At 70.1% G+C, this 13,950-nt stretch carries 14 protein-coding genes; 9 read left to right on the top strand and 5 right to left on the bottom strand.

The genetic code is table 11. The features are described 5' to 3' along the window. Positions 1–5: 5 nt before the first annotated feature. From AB0B91_RS39075 to AB0B91_RS39060, 4 genes are read left to right on the top strand one after another with little or no spacing between them, the layout of a single operon-like run. Positions 6–716 (top strand): hypothetical protein, encoded by a 711-nt coding sequence (locus AB0B91_RS39075; RefSeq protein WP_358330986.1) that lies wholly within the window; start codon positions 6–8, stop codon positions 714–716. After that, a complete protein-coding gene (locus AB0B91_RS39070) occupies positions 713–1,057 on the top strand; it encodes a hypothetical protein (RefSeq protein WP_358330983.1) in 345 nt (114 codons plus the stop codon). The genes AB0B91_RS39075 and AB0B91_RS39070 overlap by 4 nt, the downstream gene beginning before the upstream one ends. Continuing rightward, complete coding sequence (locus AB0B91_RS39065; RefSeq protein WP_358330980.1) at positions 1,057–2,190, top strand: glycosyltransferase family 4 protein; 1,134 nt, start codon at positions 1,057–1,059, stop codon at positions 2,188–2,190. The genes AB0B91_RS39070 and AB0B91_RS39065 overlap by 1 nt, the downstream gene beginning before the upstream one ends. After that, complete coding sequence (locus tag AB0B91_RS39060; protein ID WP_358330977.1) at positions 2,187–2,930, top strand: hypothetical protein; 744 nt, start codon at positions 2,187–2,189, stop codon at positions 2,928–2,930. Before AB0B91_RS39065 ends, AB0B91_RS39060 begins: the two co-directional genes overlap by 4 nt. Here AB0B91_RS39060 and AB0B91_RS39055 read toward each other — a convergent pair. Next, a complete protein-coding gene (locus AB0B91_RS39055; protein ID WP_358330974.1) occupies positions 2,893–4,050 on the bottom strand; it encodes a cytochrome P450 in 1,158 nt (385 codons plus the stop codon). The two genes, AB0B91_RS39060 and AB0B91_RS39055, sit on opposite strands and share 38 nt — an antisense overlap. Before the next feature lie 34 nt (positions 4,051–4,084). After that, positions 4,085–5,206 carry a CaiB/BaiF CoA-transferase family protein gene (locus AB0B91_RS39050; protein WP_358330971.1) on the bottom strand — a complete coding sequence of 374 codons (1,122 nt, stop codon included), beginning with the start codon at positions 5,204–5,206 and terminating at the stop codon, positions 4,085–4,087. Between the two features lie 140 nt (positions 5,207–5,346). Between AB0B91_RS39050 and AB0B91_RS39045 the strand changes: the two genes are divergently transcribed. From AB0B91_RS39045 to AB0B91_RS39030, 4 genes are all read left to right on the top strand, one after another. Continuing rightward, positions 5,347–6,885: a serine/threonine-protein kinase gene (locus tag AB0B91_RS39045; RefSeq protein WP_358330968.1), complete on the top strand. Its 1,539-nt coding sequence runs from the start codon at positions 5,347–5,349 to the stop codon at positions 6,883–6,885. Further along, on the top strand, positions 6,882–7,874 hold the full coding sequence (locus AB0B91_RS39040) for an NAD(P)-dependent oxidoreductase (RefSeq protein WP_358330965.1): 993 nt from the start codon (positions 6,882–6,884) through the stop codon (positions 7,872–7,874). The genes AB0B91_RS39045 and AB0B91_RS39040 overlap by 4 nt, the downstream gene beginning before the upstream one ends. Before the next feature lie 130 nt (positions 7,875–8,004). Further along, positions 8,005–9,354 carry an FAD-binding oxidoreductase gene (locus AB0B91_RS39035; RefSeq protein WP_358330962.1) on the top strand — a complete coding sequence of 450 codons (1,350 nt, stop codon included), beginning with the start codon at positions 8,005–8,007 and terminating at the stop codon, positions 9,352–9,354. 4 nt (positions 9,355–9,358) lie between these two features. Then, positions 9,359–10,618 carry a cyclopropane-fatty-acyl-phospholipid synthase family protein gene (locus AB0B91_RS39030; RefSeq protein WP_358330959.1) on the top strand — a complete coding sequence of 420 codons (1,260 nt, stop codon included), beginning with the start codon at positions 9,359–9,361 and terminating at the stop codon, positions 10,616–10,618. A gap of 224 nt (positions 10,619–10,842) precedes the next feature. On the opposite strand, the gene AB0B91_RS39025 is transcribed toward AB0B91_RS39030, so the two are convergent. Together AB0B91_RS39025 and AB0B91_RS39020 are read right to left on the bottom strand one after the other, a co-directional pair. After that, the gene (locus AB0B91_RS39025) at positions 10,843–11,451 is read right to left on the bottom strand and encodes a hypothetical protein (protein ID WP_358330956.1); all 609 of its coding nucleotides are present in this window, start codon (positions 11,449–11,451) and stop codon (positions 10,843–10,845) included. Between the two features lie 130 nt (positions 11,452–11,581). After that, positions 11,582–12,223: a methyltransferase domain-containing protein gene (locus AB0B91_RS39020; protein WP_358330953.1), complete on the bottom strand. Its 642-nt coding sequence runs from the start codon at positions 12,221–12,223 to the stop codon at positions 11,582–11,584. 36 nt (positions 12,224–12,259) lie between these two features. Between AB0B91_RS39020 and AB0B91_RS39015 the strand changes: the two genes are divergently transcribed. After that, positions 12,260–12,697 carry a MerR family transcriptional regulator gene (locus AB0B91_RS39015; protein ID WP_358330950.1) on the top strand — a complete coding sequence of 146 codons (438 nt, stop codon included), beginning with the start codon at positions 12,260–12,262 and terminating at the stop codon, positions 12,695–12,697. A 74-nt stretch (positions 12,698–12,771) separates the two neighbouring features. Here the strand turns inward: AB0B91_RS39015 and AB0B91_RS39010 are convergent, their stop codons facing one another. Beyond that, positions 12,772–13,917 carry an epoxide hydrolase family protein gene (locus AB0B91_RS39010; RefSeq protein ID WP_358330947.1) on the bottom strand — a complete coding sequence of 382 codons (1,146 nt, stop codon included), beginning with the start codon at positions 13,915–13,917 and terminating at the stop codon, positions 12,772–12,774. Positions 13,918–13,950 lie beyond the last annotated feature (33 nt).

Here is a 13,950-nt window from a genome sequence, read left to right as displayed (position 1 = left end):
GCACCATGTTCTGGCGGAAGACGCGAGCGGCTATCGCCGGGTTCCACCCGCTGCACCAGGCCCTCATCTGGGAGCACACGCTGTCGGCCACGATGCCCAGGGCGGAGTGGGCGGCGCTGCTGAACAGCCTCGCCCGGCATGACGCGCTCGTCCGCAGGCGCAAGTGGCGGCTGCCCACACGGACGGAGAGCGTGCTGGTACCGCTGATCAGGGTGCTCTGCGAAGACGTCGGACGCGGCATGGTCGGCATCACCGCCGACCTGCGCGGCCACGGCGTCCCCGGCAAGACCGGGCCGCGCCAGGCCCTGCCCGCCGTACGGCCGGTGCGCCGGGCCGAACAGTGGTGGGTGACCGACGCGTGGCTCAGCGCCCGCTCGGAGCTGCGAGACGGCAGCGTGCTGACGCTCGCCGTCACCGACGTCGTCAGGTACCGCCACATCGTCAAGGTCAACCCGCGTGGCAAGCGCAAGAGCAAGACCAAGACGAAGGGCGTCCAGCGGATCCAGACCAGCCGCTCGCTGGCCAAGGGCCAGACGCCCATGCGCCCGGGCAGCCCGCCGCCGTGGTGGATCCAGGTGAAGGTCCGTCCGGGCGTCAAGACCGTGATCAGGGCCGCCGCCAAGGTGCCGCTGCCCGCCGACCGCGACCAGCTCGGGGTGATCATGACGGCGGCGACCGAGCCGTTCAGATGGACGCAGAGGAGGCGGGCCGCGTGACCCCGTGCATGGTGAGCACCGGATTCTTCGTGCTCGGCCGCTGTGGCCGGGCGCCGGTGGCCGCCTGCGGGTGGTGCGGCAGGCCGATCTGCGACCGGCATGCCGGTCCCGGCGGCGTCTGCCCCGAGTGCGCGGCCGCCCAGGGGTACAGCTCCCCGTACGACCCGCTGTGGACCAGCGGCTTCCGCCGCCACCACTACTACAGCACCTCGTCCACGTACTCGGACCCCGGCTGGTACGGCTCGTTCGACGACTACGACAGAGGCGCCTTCGACCCCGAGGACCAGGGCGACTTCGGCGACTTCGGCGACGGCGACGACCGCGACTTCGTGGACAGCTGATGCGGCTGCTGTGGCTCACCGAGCACTACCCGCCAAGCAGGGGCGGCATGGCCGAGTCCTGCGACCGCATCGTCAGGGGCCTGCGTGAGGCGGGCGCGGAGATCGACGTCGCGCATCTGACCAGGCGGGACCGGCCGTGGCAGATCGGCGGCGAGCGGGGCGGGCGGCTGCTCACCGTGCCGCTGGAGGACAATCCCGAGCACGCTCTGCGCCGGTTGTGGACGACGCTGCGCGGCGAGTCGTACACGCACGTGGTGGCGTTCGGGGGCACGTACGCGATGCTCGGCGCCCCGATCCTGGCCGCCTGGCTCGGTGCCCCGCTGGTGACGCTGCTGCGTGGCAACGACTTCGACACCGGGGTGTTCTCGCTGCGCCGCAGGGGCGCCCTGCTCGACGCCTTACGCGCCTCGGCGACGGTGTGCGTGGTGGCCTCCGGGCACGCCCCGCTGGTGTCGGCGCTCGTTCCGGAAGCGCGGGTGCGGTGGGTGGCCAACGGCATCGACACGTCGAGCTGGCAGATCCTGCCCTCCGAACGCGCGGCGGGCCTGGCCAGGCGGGCCGCCGCGGGCCGGCGCACGATCGGGCTCATCGGGCAGCTCAAGAACAAGAAGGGTGTCGGCTTCCTGCTCGACGCGCTGGCCGCCTCGGGGCACGCCGACCTGTTCCACCTGCTGCTCGTCGGGGAGTTGGAGGAGCACCTGGCCGTGCCCGCCGGGCACACGCGGCTGCCGTTCCTCGACCGCTACGAGCTGCCCGCGCTCTACGCCGCCTGCGACCTGGTCGCGCTGCCGTCCTTCTACGACGGGCTGCCGAACGTGGCCCTGGAGGCCGCGGCGCTCGGCGTCCCGCTGCTCGTCTCCGACGCGGGCGGGCTGGCCGACCTGGTCGACGACGAGATCGGCTTCCGCTTCGCCGCCGGAGACCCGCACGAGTGCCGGGCGGCGGTCGACCGGGCCGCGCGGGCCACGGACGAGCAGCTCGCCAAGCTGGGCACGGCGGCGGCCGAGCGGGTACGCAGGGACTTCACGGTGGCCGCCGAGACGGAGGGCTACCTGCGGGTGTTCAGCGAGAGCGCAGGCTCGTCCGCTTTGTCCAACAACGCAGGCTCGTCTGCTCCACCCGACAGCGCGTGATCGTCTGCTATGCCAGGGGCGGTGGGCTCGGCCATCTCACCCGGGTCGGTGCCTATCTGCACACCGTCCATCCGGGCGCTGCGGCCACGATCCTCACCGAATGGCCGGGCGATCCGGCCGCGCTCTCGCGGGCCGACGAGATCGTGGTGGACGCCTTCCCCGCCGGGCTCGACGGCGAGCTGGACGCGGCGGGGGTGCCGCCGGGGGTGCCGGTCGTGCACCTGGCCAGGCTGCTGCGCTGGGACGCCTACCGGCCGCTGATCCCCGACCGGCCGCTCCGCTTCGCCCAGACGTGGCTGGCCGAGCCGGTGAGCGAGCCGCACCTGGCGTACCTGCGCTCGGTCTCGGATCGGATCGCCCCGCTGACGCTCCGGGATCCGCCGGGCCCATTGGCGGCGACGGCTCCCGGGGACTGGCTGATCGTGCATTCCGGGCCGCCCGAAGAGATCCTGGAGCTGGTGGCGTACGCGCGGGAGAGCGCCGCCCTGGAAGGGCTCAGCCCGCGCCTCGTGCTCGTCTCGCCCGCCGCGCCGCCCGGCCTGCCGGCCGAGGTCGCGCATCTCGCCGTCCGTCCGGCCTGGCCGCTGTTCGCCACGGCCGGCCGCATCGTGTCCGCGGCCGGTTTCAACGTGGTACGGCAGGCCGCGCCGTACCGGCACAAGCACCGGATGGTGCCGTTCCCCCGTCGCTTCGACGACCAGTTCACCCGCGCGGCGAGAGGACGACGGGAAACGACGTGACGCCGCGGACGAACGCGTTGGGCAGGATGCGCGGACCGGCGTCGTCGGCCCAGGCGGCCGAGCCCACCCGGTCGATCCACTCCTCGAAGAAGATCCGTAACTCCAGCCGGGCCAGGGCCGCGCCCAGGCAGAAGTGGGTGCCCAGGCCGAACGCGATGTGCCCGCCCGCCTTCCGCGTCACGTCGAAGACGTCCGGGCGTTCGAACACCGTCTCGTCCCGGTTCGCCGAGCCGTACATGAGCAGGACCTGCTGGCCGCGGCCGATGCGCTGCCCGTGCAGGTCGGTGTCGCGGGTGGCCGAGCGGCACATGTTGAGGATCGGCGTGGTCCAGCGGATGAACTCCTCGACCGCGTTCTCGATCCGGCCCGGGTCCTCGCGCAGCAGCCGCCACTGGTCCGGATGGCGGATCAGCGCGTCGATCGCGGTCGCGATGACCGTGCGGGTGGTCTCCGCGCCGCCGTCGAGCAGCAGCAGCGCCTCGTTCGCCAGGTGGTCGTCGTCGTAGCCGGCCCGGCCGGACCAGAGGGTCACCAGGTCGTCGGCCGGGCACTTGCGGCGCTCCTCGGCCAGGGCCAGCACGGCCTCGCCGAACTCGCCCGCGGCCACCGCGGCCTCGTGGGTGACGTAACGAAGGCCGCCGCCCGCCACGATCGTGGTCTCCGACCAGTGCTTGAGCCGCGGCCAGTCCGCGTCGGGGAAGCCGAGCAGCCAGCCGATCATGCGGGCGGGCAGCGGCGCGGCCAGGGTCGGCACCGCGTCCACGGTGCCGGCCTCCAGGGCCTGGTCGATCAGCTCGGTGACGACCTCGCGGACGCGGCCGGCGTAGCGCTCGTGGACGTGGCGCGGGGTGAAGCGGCGGTAGACGAGGCGGCGGTGCTCGGCGTGCTCGGGGTCGTCCATGCCGATCATCGACGGGTCGGACGGCAGTTGGGGGCGGTAGCCGCCGGTGCTGGTCCACAGCCCGGGATCGCGTTCGATGGCCGAGATGTCGGCGTGCCGGGAGATGCCCCAGAGCCCGTTCGCGGCGTCGTGGTGGACGGGGGAGTGGGCGCGCAGCCAGGCGTAGACGGGTGCGGGGTCGCCCGCGTACAGGGCGCCGTCGAGCAGGTCGGGGTTCATGTCGGGCCGGGACTCCCTCAGGTCGGGGTTCAGGTCAGGCCAGCACTCCCTGGGAGCGCAGTTTCTCCGCCGCCTCGGCGCTCAGACCCCAGGCGGACAGGTCGGTGAGCCGGGTGGCGGGCGAGAGGTCCTGGCCCGGCACGCCGAGCAGGCGCGGGGCGGGGACCGGCTGGCTGAGCCCGCCGACGTCGGCGAAGGCGCCCCTGGCCACGTTGTGCGGATGCCGTACCGCCTCCGCCATGGACAGGACCGGCGACACGCACGCGTCGGAGCCCTCGAACACCGCCTCCCACTCCGCCCGCGTCCGTGACCTGAACTCCTCGGCCAGCCGGGTCCTGAGCGCGGGCCACTGCTTCCTGTCGCCGCGGTCCGGCAGGTCCGACAGCCCCATCCGCGTCACCATCGCCTCCCAGAACTGCGGCTCCAGCGAGCCGACCGCCAGGAACTCCCCGTCGGCCGTCTCATAGGTGTCGTACTGGGGCGCGCCCGTGTCCAGCAGGTTCGTGCCGCGCGCGCCCCAGAAGCCGCTCTGCACGCCGTGGTAGAACATCGCGAACAGGATCGAGGCGCCGTCGACCATGGCCGCGTCGATCACCCGGCCCTTGCCGGTGCGTTCCCGCTCGAACAGGGCGAGCAGTACGCCGTACGCGAGCATGAGGCCGCCGCCGGCGAAGTCGCCCAGGATGTTGATCGGCGGCGTCGGCTTGCCGCCCTCACGGCCGAGCATCGACAGGATGCCGGAGATCGCGATGTAGTCGATGTCGTGGCCCGCGGTGGTGGCCAGCGGGCCGTCCTGTCCCCAGCCGGTCATCCGGCCGTAGATCAGCCGCTCGTTCACCGCGTGGAGGTCGTCGGGTCCGATGCCGAGCCGTTCCGCCACCCCGGGCCGGAACACCTCGATCACCACATCGGCGTGCCCGGCCAGCTCCTTGAACGCGGCGACGCCCTCGGGCGACTTCAGGTCCAGGCCGATGGTGTGCTTGCCGCGGTCCATGACGTCCTTGCGCGGCTCGTCGGACACGGCGGCCACGCGATCGACGCGCAGCACGTCAGCGCCGTGGTCGGCGAGCATCATCCCGGCGAACGGCCCTGGCGCGAGCCCCGCGAGCTCCAGCACCCGGACCCCGGAGAGCGGGCCCTGACGGCCTTCAGACATCGGCATCTCCTACGACTCGGCTGGCCCCAGTAGAACAACATTCGGTGACCTGTGGCAAGACGCCTTCCCGACCTTCAGGCAGACATACGCGAGGTATGGGAAACTTGCCCACTGTTCGGGTGGGTCTATAAGGGTTGGACATGGTTTCGGATAGCAACCGGCTGGTCGCCAAGCGCTACCAGTTACTGCGCGAACTGGGGCGGGGCGGTATGGGCGTGGTCTGGGAGGGCCGCGACACACTGCTCAACCGGCAGATCGCCGTGAAGGAAGTGCTCCTCCCCCCGGGACTGCCTCGGGCGGACCAGGAACGGCAGCTCCTCCGCACCGCCCGCGAGGCACGCGTGGCGGCGCGGTTGAACCACCCGTCGGTCGTCTCGATCTACGACGTGGTCGAGGAGGACGGCAGGCCGTGGATCATCATGGAGCTGGTGCGGTACCCGTCCGTGGAGGAGGTCGTCGCCACGTCCGGAGCCCTTCCGGTGCGGCAGGCGGCCGACGTGGGCCGGCAGGTCCTGTCGGCGCTGCGGGCCGCGCACGCGGAGGGGATCCTGCACCGCGACGTCAAGCCGAGCAACATCCTGCTCACCGACGACGGCCGGGCCGTGCTCACCGACTTCGGCATCGCCACCGCCGAGGGCGACGCGTCGCTCACCCAGACCGGGATGGTGACCGGCTCGCCGAGCTTCCTGGCCCCCGAGCGGGTGCGCGCGGCCGAGTCCGGGCCCGCCTCCGACCTGTGGTCGCTCGGCGCCACGCTCTACGCCACGCTGGTCGGGCGGTCGCCGTTCGAGCGCGGCGATCCCATGGCCACGCTGAACGCGCTGCTGAGCGACGAGCCGGACTACCGCCGGATCCCGCCGATCATGCACCCGGCCCTGCAAGGGCTGCTGCGCAAGGAGCCGCACGAACGGGTCAACGCCGAGCAGGCCGACGCGCTGCTGGCCGCCGTCGTCGCCGCCAAGCAGCCGAACAACGACCGGGTCGTGGTCGAGCCGAAGCAGCGCCGCGGCGGTCGTACCCTTGTCGCGGCCGCCGCTGCGGCGGCGCTGGTGGTCGCGGGCGGCGGGTTCGCCTTCTTCAAGCTGAGCGGGGCGGCCGAAGGGGCGCCGGTCGTCACGCAGAGCGCGGTGGCGGTCAGCGCCGCGCCGAGCACGGCGTCGCCCAGCGCCGAGGCCAGCGAGACGCCCACTCCCACGCCGACGCCCACCCGCACCAGGGTCGTGCCGACGGTACGGGCCTGGACGTCGCCCGACGGCTGGTCGATCATGCGGCCCGTCGGCTGGAAGGGCGCGCGCAAGGAGGCGTACACCGAGTGGACCCGCCGGGACCGGGCCGCGCACCTGGGCGTCGAGGCCGTCTACGTCAACCTCGACCCGAACCAGCTCGTCCGCGACTCGCAGGAGACCTTCAAGCAGAACGCCACGGACCTCCAGACCCTGCGCCGCAGGGCCGTCACGCACCAGGGGACCAAGGCCGTGGAATGGGAGTTCACCTACACGGCGGGGGCGACCGGCGACGCGCCGTGGAGCACGCAGGGCACGAAGTATCACGAGATGCAGCGGGCGGTGGCGATCGGTGACACCGCCTACATCCTGTCGTGGACGGCCACCGAGGCCCAGTGGAAACGAGACCAGGGGTTGATGCGGCAGGTGATCGCCAGCTTTACGGTGGCCGCATGAGTGCAATGTCGCCCTGGGATCTCCTCGCGCTGCCGCCGCTCCCCGAGGAGCCGCTGCGGCGGCTGCTCGCGCCACTCGGCGACCGGGTGACCGTGCGGGTGCCGCCGGCCCGCGACCGCGCCGCGCTCCTCGCCTCGCTGGCCGAGGCGGAGATCGTGCTCGGCGACTGGACGGCGCTGATGGCGCTCGACGCGGAGGCGGTGGCCGCCGCGCCCCGCCTGGCCTTCGTCCAGCAGCCCTCGGTCGGCGTCGACGGCCACGACCTGAGCGCCCTGGCCGCCGCGGGTGTGCCGCTGGCCAACACGGCGGGCGTCAGCGCCGTCGCGGTGTCCGAGTGGTGCCTGGCCGCCGCCCTGTCCCTGTCCCGCAAGCTCGCCGAAGCCGACGCCGCCGTCCGCGCGGGCCACTGGCCGCAGCAGAGCCTCCAGCCCCGCGAGTTGCACGGCCGGCAGGTCGGCATCGTCGGCTTCGGCCCGATCGGCGCGGCCTGCGCCCGGCTGTTCCGGGCGTTCGGCTGCCAGGTGTCCTACTGGACCCGCACGCCCCGCGAGGAGCCCGGCTACCAGGAGCTGGAGCCGCTGCTGTCCACCTCCGACGTGGTCGTCGTGGTGATCGCGCTGTCCGACGAGACCCGCGGCCTCATCGATCCCCGGCGGCTGAAGCAGGGCGCGTTACTGGTCAACGCGGCCAGGGGCGGGGTCGTCGACCAGGCGGCGCTGGTCGGTGCGCTCACCGGGGGTCATCTCGGCGGCGCCGCGCTCGACGTGTTCCACATCGAGCCGCTGCCCGACGGCGACCCGCTGCGCGAGCTCGACGGGGTGCTGCTGTCGCCACATGTCGCCGGAGTGACGCCGGAGTCCACAGGACGCCTGCTCACGGCCACTATGGCGAACCTCACGGCGGCGCTGGACGGGCGCGAGGTAGAGAATGTGATAAACGGTATATCTCCGATCATCCGCCGGAAGTTTAAGGGTTCGCCCACCGCGTAGGCATACGACCTGGCACGATAAACAGTTTTCGTGTCTTTAACGACCCCGGTCTGGTCGATGTCAGTCCAGGGAGATACCTTCTTCAGGACGATCTCTACCAGCTCAAGGGGGTGCTTCAGTGACGACGTCGATGTCGACACACCAACGGGCAGTAGAGCACATCAGGCAGTCGTACGCGGAGCTCCCGGGGGACGCTTCACCACGGTTGTCCAAGGCCACGTCCAACCTCTTCCGATTCCGCGACTCGGGCAAGACCGCCAAGCTCTCCGCCAGGGAGCTCGACGAGGTCATCAGCGTCGACCCGGTGACGATGACGGCCGAGGTCCAGGGCATGACGACCTACGAGCACCTGGTCGATGCCACACTGCCGCACGGGCTCATGCCGTACGTGGTGCCCCAGCTCAAGACGATCACGCTGGGCGGCGCGGTGACGGGGCTCGGGATCGAGTCGACCAGCTTCAGGGACGGCCTGCCGCACGAGTCGGTCGAGGAGCTGGAGATCCTGACCGGCGACGGTCGCGTCGTCATCGCCCGCGACGACAACGAGCACCGCGACCTGTTCCGGACCTTCCCCAACTCCTACGGCACGCTCGGCTACGCCCTGCGCATCAAGATCAAGCTCAGGAAGGTCGAGCCGTACGTCAAGCTGACGCACGTCAAGTTCACCGACGCCGACAAGTGCATGCTGGCCCTGCAGGAGATCTGCGACAGCATGGAGCATGACGGGGAGCCCGTCGACTTCGTCGACGGCGTCTTCTTCGAGCCGGGGGAGCTCTACATCACGGTCGGCCGCTTCGCCGAGCGCGCCCCCTACACCTCCGACTACACCGGCATGCGCATCTACTACCAGTCGATCAGGCAGCGCAACCGCGACTGGCTGACGATCCGCGACTACCTCTGGCGCTGGGACACCGACTGGTTCTGGTGCTCGCGTGCCTTCGGCGTCCAGCAGTCGGTGGTCCGCTCGCTGATGCCGCGCCGCTGGATGCGTTCCGACGTCTACCGGCGGCTGGTCGCGCTCGACCGGAAATACGGCGTGGTCGCGCGCGTCGACCGATGGCGCGGCCAGCCCGTTCAGGAATCGGTCATCCAGGACGTCGAGATCCCGGTCGAGCGGGGCGCGGAGTTCCTGGAGTTCTTCCACGACAAGGTCGGCATGACGCCGGTGTGGATGTGCCCGCTGCGGGCCTCGTCCCGCTGGCCGATCTACCCGATGGAGCCCGGCAAGCTGTACATCAACTTCGGCTTCTGGGGAATGGTGCCGCTGCCTCGGGGGCAGTTCGACGGTTACTACAACCGTCTCATCGAAAACTCGGTGCACGAACTCGACGGGCACAAGTCGCTTTACTCGACCTCTTTCTACGCTCGTGAGCAGTTCTGGCAGCTGTACAACGGCGATGCTTACTGGCCGGTCAAGCAGGAATACGACCCGAACGGCCGAATGCTTGACCTGTACGACAAGTGTGTACGGGGAAGGTGAGCAGATGGCTCTCGCATCCATCTTTGAGAAGATCGTTGGCTCGGAAGCCAACATCGCGTTCATGGCCTACGACGGCAGCAAGGCGGGACCCGACGGCGCGGACCTCGCCCTGGAGGTCAAGTCCCCGATAGCGGTCGCCTACCTCGCCCAGGCGCCCGGAGAGCTCGGCCTGGCCAGGGCCTACATCTCCGGCCACATCGACATCCACGGCGACATGTACACCCTGCTCGACCGCATGTGGAACATCACCACCAACGACCTGACGGCCTCGGAGAAGCTCGCGGCCGTCCGTTCGCTGGGGCTGAAGCCGCTCCTGATGCGCGTCCCGGCGCCGCCGCAGGAGATCCGCTCGAGCACCCTGGCCAAGCTCGGCTCCCGGCACGCCAAGCAGCGTGACGCCGAGGCGATCCACCACCACTACGACGTCTCCAACCGCTTCTACGAGTGGGTCCTGGGCCCGTCCATGGCCTACACCTGCGCCGTCTTCCCCTCGGAGGAGTCGACGCTGGAGGAAGCGCAATACGCCAAGTTCGACCTGGTGGCCCGCAAGCTCGGCCTCGAGCCCGGCATGCGACTGCTCGACGTCGGCTGCGGCTGGGGCGGCATGGTCATGCACGCCGCCAAGCACTACGGCGTCAAGGCCCTCGGCGTCACCCTCAGCAAGCAGCAGGCCGAATGGGCCCAGAAAGCGATCATCGACGCCGGGCTCCAGGATCTGGCCGAGGTCCGCTTCATGGACTACCGCGACGTGGTCGAGACGGGCTTCGACGCGGTCAGCTCCATCGGTCTCACCGAACACATCGGCAAGCACAACCTCCCGTCCTACTTCTCGTTCCTGAACAGCAAGCTCAAGGCGGGCGGCCGCCTGCTCAACCACTGCATCACCCGGCCGACCGGCACCGAGAAGACGTTCAACAAGGGCGGCTTCATCAACCGCTACGTCTTCCCCGACGGCGAGCTGGAGTCGGTCGGCTACCTGGTCAGGCAGATGGAGGACCTCGGCTTCGAGATCCGCCACGAGGAGAACCTCCGCGAGCACTACGCCAAGACGCTCCGGCACTGGTGCGACAACCTCGACGCCAACTGGGCCGATGCGGTGCAGGAGGTGGGCATGGGCACTGCCCGCGTCTGGGCGCTGTACATGGCGGGCTGCATCGTGGGCTTCGAACGCAACAAGGTGCAGCTGCACCAGGTGCTGGGCGTCAAACTCGACTCGGAGGGACGCTCCGGGGTCCCGCTGCGACCGTCGATCGACTGGCCCTAGAGCTTTCCGGTGTGAGGGGTCTGGCGGGCCCCTCACACCTGTGCCCGTCCTAAAGGGCCTGCGCTTCGCTCCGGACGTTCTCCCAGGCGGGCTGACGCCCGCCCCCTGAAGGACCTCGCTCCGCTCGGACGCTCGTCCTGAACGCTTCGCCGGACCGGCTAGATGTGTCGGCCAGGGCGAGATAGACCACCGGGATACCGAGTTGGAGACTCAGGTCGTGCCGCTCAGGGGACGACCAGCGAATTGCAGGCAGTGCGATCCAGCCGTACCGATTGATCGTCCTCGTCAGGCCATTCGTTCTGGAGGTAGAGGCGTACGAGCGCGGCGTGGGACAGCGGCGTCCCGGGATCCGTGACCTCGCCGTTGGTGGTGTAGTCGAGCAGCAGAACCTCCTGCTCGTCGGCGAGGCCGCGGAGGCGTTCGATCAGGTCGGTGGTCTTGTTCTCCAGGACCCACCGGTAAGCGGGCAAGTAGATGCGACGTCTTGCCGTCTCGTATCCCAGCAACCGCTCCCCACGTAAGCCATCGCGGTGGCCTCGCACTTGGCCGTATCTGCGGACGGTGCGCTTGAGGCCGACCATGGTGGTGATGTCCAGCTTGGTGAGGTCGACGTCCGTGGTTTCGAAGACCTTGAGTGCCTGCCAGATTCCTTCGACCGACTGACCGGTGACGCCGGGCGTCTGCGGCACCGGGATGCCGCCGTGCGGATAGAACGGGCTCAACCGCACCCATGGCTCAGCCGCCTTGGAGGTGACGTCAATGATCTGAGCTCCGGGAAAGGCCTTGGCGAGCGAGGCCGCCGAACGACGACGGCTGGCGATCCGGATCGGCACGAGGACATCCCTTCCGAACTCTTGGCGGCAGAGCCCAGCATGCCGGACGGCGCCGACAATCCCGGTAGATCATCAGCGGTCCACTTCCGCAGGACGTCGGCGGGGAAGCCGGCCGGTGTGTTGTCCGCGGTCATGACGGCATACCGGTCGGATTGTTGGCGAGCACACAGGCGACGGGCGGGTCGAGCTCAAGGGTCTCGACCCGGAGATGGGTGAAGCCGGCCTGGGTGAGCAGGTTCTGGAGTTCTCGGGCGGCTCGGGCTGTGGTGTCCCGGGTGGCACCGGGGCAGCGGGGCTGGCTGACGAGCGCGACGCGTCCTGCGGGGCGGAGCAGGCGGCGTAGCTCGCGGAGCCGTTCCACCGGGTCGGGCCAGAACCCCGCGGAGTTGACGGCGAGGATGGCGTCGAGCGGATCGCCGAAGCTCGGCAACCGCTCCACGGAGGCGTGCGTGAGGTGCACGCGGTGGGCGCGGACGGCGGCGGCGTTGCGGCGGGTGGCCCGCCGGACCATGGCCCGTGAGTGGTCGATGCCGTAGACGTGGCCCCGGGTGGCGCGGCCGGCGAACTCGGCGATGGCGACGCCGGGACCGAAGCCGATCTCGAGCACCCGGTCGGTGGGCCGTACGTCCAGCAACGACACCGCCCAGATGTTGCGCTGCCGGTTGGACGGGCGATGGGCGAACATCCAGCCGTTCGCCCACCCGACGATGCCCCGGGGGTGATGGGCCTGGCCCACCAGGTATCTGATCACGCGTTGCTTGAGAGATCGCATGATCGCAGTCAACGGCTTCAAGTACGCTTGAAGTCAATGGATGAACAGCTGACGATTGGTGAGCTGGCGAACCGCACCGGTGTCGCCACCTCCGCCCTGCGCTACTGGGAGGAGCTCGGCCTGCTCCCGGCGCCGGCCCGCGTCTCCGGCCAACGGCGTTATCCGCCATCGGCGGTCGGGCTGGTGGGTGTGGTGGTGATGCTGCGAGATGTCGGTTTCACGCTGCGGGAGATCAAAGCGTTCATCGCGTCTCGTTCGCCGACCGGCGACGGCTGGCGGGAGCTGTACCAACGCAAACTCACCGAGCTGGATCAACGGATTGCCCAGGCGCAGGTGGCGCGCACTGCCATCGCCCATGGCCTGGCCTGCCCGCACAAGGACATCTTCGAGTGCCCTAACTTCGTCGGCGGGATCGCGGCGCATTTGGCGGGAGCTTCTCTCGAAGAGGCTCACGAAGCGGTTCATTCACACTGACCCGCCATCGCCAGGAGCGCTCGGCGTAGGTCCGGACGGTGGTCTCAAGCTCGCGTACCAGGCGAGCTCGGCCGTCAGCGGAACCGGCGGAAGAACTCCCGTACATCGTCGACCAGAAGGTCGGGTGCCTCCATGGCGGCGAAGTGCCCGCCGCGGCTGAACTCGGTCCAGCGCACGACGTTGTGGTCGCGTTCGGCGAGGGGCCGAAGGGTGAGGTCGTTGGGGAACACCGCCACCGCGGTCGGCACCGATGACCGCGTCTGGGCCTGACCCCAGCTGCGGGCACCTTCGTAGTAGATGCGGGCCGCGGATCCGGCCGTGCCGGTCAGCCAGTACACCGAGACGTCGGTGAGGATCAGGTCGCGGTCGATGGCGTCTTCGGGCAGGTCGGCGCTCGGATCGGTCCACTCCTTGAACTTCTCGACGATCCACGCGAGCTGGCCCACGGGTGAGTCGGTGAGGGCGTAGGAGATCGTCTGCGGCCGGGTCGACTGGACGATGGCGTACCCGGCCATGTCATGGCTCCAGGTCGACATGAGCCCGAGGCGGGCCTGGTCGGCCTCGGTGAGGCCGGCCAGCTCGGCCGGATCCCCGGAGGGGAAGGTGCCCAGGTTGTTGACGTGCACGCCGATCACGTGATCGGGGTCGATGCGACCCAGTTCGGGGGAGACGATCGCCCCGGTGTCCCCGCCCTGCGCGCCGTAGCGGTGGTAGCCGAGGCGTTCCATCAGCTCGGCCCAGGCGCGGGCCACCCGGCTGGTGTCCCAGCCCGGGGCGGCGAGCGGGCTGGAGAAGCCGAAGCCCGGCAGCGACGGGGCCACCAGGTGGAAGGCGTCGGCGGGGTCTCCGCCATGGCTCGCCGGGTCGGTCAGCGGGCCGATGATCTTCATGAACTCCACGACCGAGCCGGGCCAGCCATGGGTGATGACGAGCGGCAGCGCTTCCGGCTCCGGCGAACGGACGTGCAGGAAGTGCACGCTCTGTCCGTCGATGTCGGTGGTGAACTGCGGAAACTCGTTCAGTCGCGCCTCATGGGCGCGCCAGTCGTAACCGGTACGCCAGTAGGCGGCCAGATCCTTCAGGTAGCCCAGCGGCACCCCGGCCTCCCAGCCGGCGCCGGGCAGTCCGTCCGGCCAGCGGGTTTGGTCGAGCCGATGGTGCAGGTCGTCGAGGCGATCCTGGGGAATCTTGATCTCAAATGCGGTGATCTCTTCGCTCATGTCGCACACGCTACGAGCAAGCTAGGACGACTT

Origin of the sequence: Nonomuraea sp. NPDC049141 (assembly GCF_040648415.1) — a bacterium.
Taxonomy (GTDB): Bacteria; Actinomycetota; Actinomycetes; order Streptosporangiales; family Streptosporangiaceae; genus Nonomuraea.
The sequence above is the reverse complement of the archived record's forward strand: the minus strand, read 5'-3'. Positions and strand labels throughout refer to the sequence as shown.